Annotated in this window: 1 rRNA gene; it reads left to right on the top strand. The window is 56.9% G+C overall.

Features of this window, described 5'->3' with window-relative positions:
• Nucleotides 1-70: 70 nt before the first annotated feature.
• A 16S ribosomal RNA gene (locus tag AC5Y42_RS23545) occupies nt 71-1,601 on the top strand.
• Nucleotides 1,602-1,816 lie beyond the last annotated feature (215 nt).

The following is a 1,816-nucleotide window of genomic DNA, read 5'->3' on the forward strand; positions in this document are numbered from 1 at the left end:
TTTTTTGGTGTCTTGCTTTGGTCAGATTTTTCTCTGATTTGAATTCTGCCCACTTTGGTGTGGGGGTTTTTGTTTGGAGAGTTTGATCCTGGCTCAGGACGAACGCTGGCGGCGTGCTTAACACATGCAAGTCGAACGGAAAGGTCTCTTCGGAGATACTCGAGTGGCGAACGGGTGAGTAACACGTGGGTGATCTGCCCTGCACTTCGGGATAAGCTTGGGAAACTGGGTCTAATACCGGATAGGACTACGGCCTGCATGGGTTGTGGTGGAAAGCTTTTGCGGTGTGGGATGGGCCCGCGGCCTATCAGCTTGTTGGTGGGGTGATGGCCTACCAAGGCGACGACGGGTAGCCGGCCTGAGAGGGTGTCCGGCCACACTGGGACTGAGATACGGCCCAGACTCCTACGGGAGGCAGCAGTGGGGAATATTGCACAATGGGCGCAAGCCTGATGCAGCGACGCCGCGTGGGGGATGACGGCCTTCGGGTTGTAAACCTCTTTCACCATCGACGAAGCTGCCCGTAAGGGTGGTGACGGTAGGTGGAGAAGAAGCACCGGCCAACTACGTGCCAGCAGCCGCGGTAATACGTAGGGTGCGAGCGTTGTCCGGAATTACTGGGCGTAAAGAGCTCGTAGGTGGTTTGTCGCGTTGTTCGTGAAATCTCACGGCTTAACTGTGAGCGTGCGGGCGATACGGGCAGACTGGAGTACTGCAGGGGAGACTGGAATTCCTGGTGTAGCGGTGGAATGCGCAGATATCAGGAGGAACACCGGTGGCGAAGGCGGGTCTCTGGGCAGTAACTGACGCTGAGGAGCGAAAGCGTGGGGAGCGAACAGGATTAGATACCCTGGTAGTCCACGCCGTAAACGGTGGGTACTAGGTGTGGGTTTCCTTCCTTGGGATCCGTGCCGTAGCTAACGCATTAAGTACCCCGCCTGGGGAGTACGGCCGCAAGGCTAAAACTCAAAGGAATTGACGGGGGCCCGCACAAGCGGCGGAGCATGTGGATTAATTCGATGCAACGCGAAGAACCTTACCTGGGTTTGACATGCACAGGACGCTCCTAGAGATAGGGGTTCCCTTGTGGTCTGTGTGCAGGTGGTGCATGGCTGTCGTCAGCTCGTGTCGTGAGATGTTGGGTTAAGTCCCGCAACGAGCGCAACCCTTGTCTCATGTTGCCAGCGGGTAATGCCGGGGACTCGTGAGAGACTGCCGGGGTCAACTCGGAGGAAGGTGGGGATGACGTCAAGTCATCATGCCCCTTATGTCCAGGGCTTCACACATGCTACAATGGCCGGTACAAAGGGCTGCGATGCCGTGAGGTTTAGCGAATCCTTTAAAGCCGGTCTCAGTTCGGATCGGGGTCTGCAACTCGACCCCGTGAAGTCGGAGTCGCTAGTAATCGCAGATCAGCAACGCTGCGGTGAATACGTTCCCGGGCCTTGTACACACCGCCCGTCACGTCATGAAAGTCGGTAACACCCGAAGCCCATGGCCTAACCCCTTGTGGGAGGGAGTGGTCGAAGGTGGGATCGGCGATTGGGACGAAGTCGTAACAAGGTAGCCGTACCGGAAGGTGCGGCTGGATCACCTCCTTTCTAAGGAGCACCACGAAAAACACTCCATATCAGGTGGGGTGTGAGCTGTGATGGAATCGGGGGCTGTAGTGGCCTTCGGTTGGGTGCACAACAACAAGCGAGATCGCCGGCACACTATTGGGCTTTGAGGCAGCACCTGGTGTTGTCGCTCCATCTTGGTGGTGGGGTGTGGTGTTTGAGTTGTGGATAGTGGTTGCGAGCATCTAGCAAGCAAA

The organism is Mycobacterium sp. NGS48, assembly GCF_059812585.1.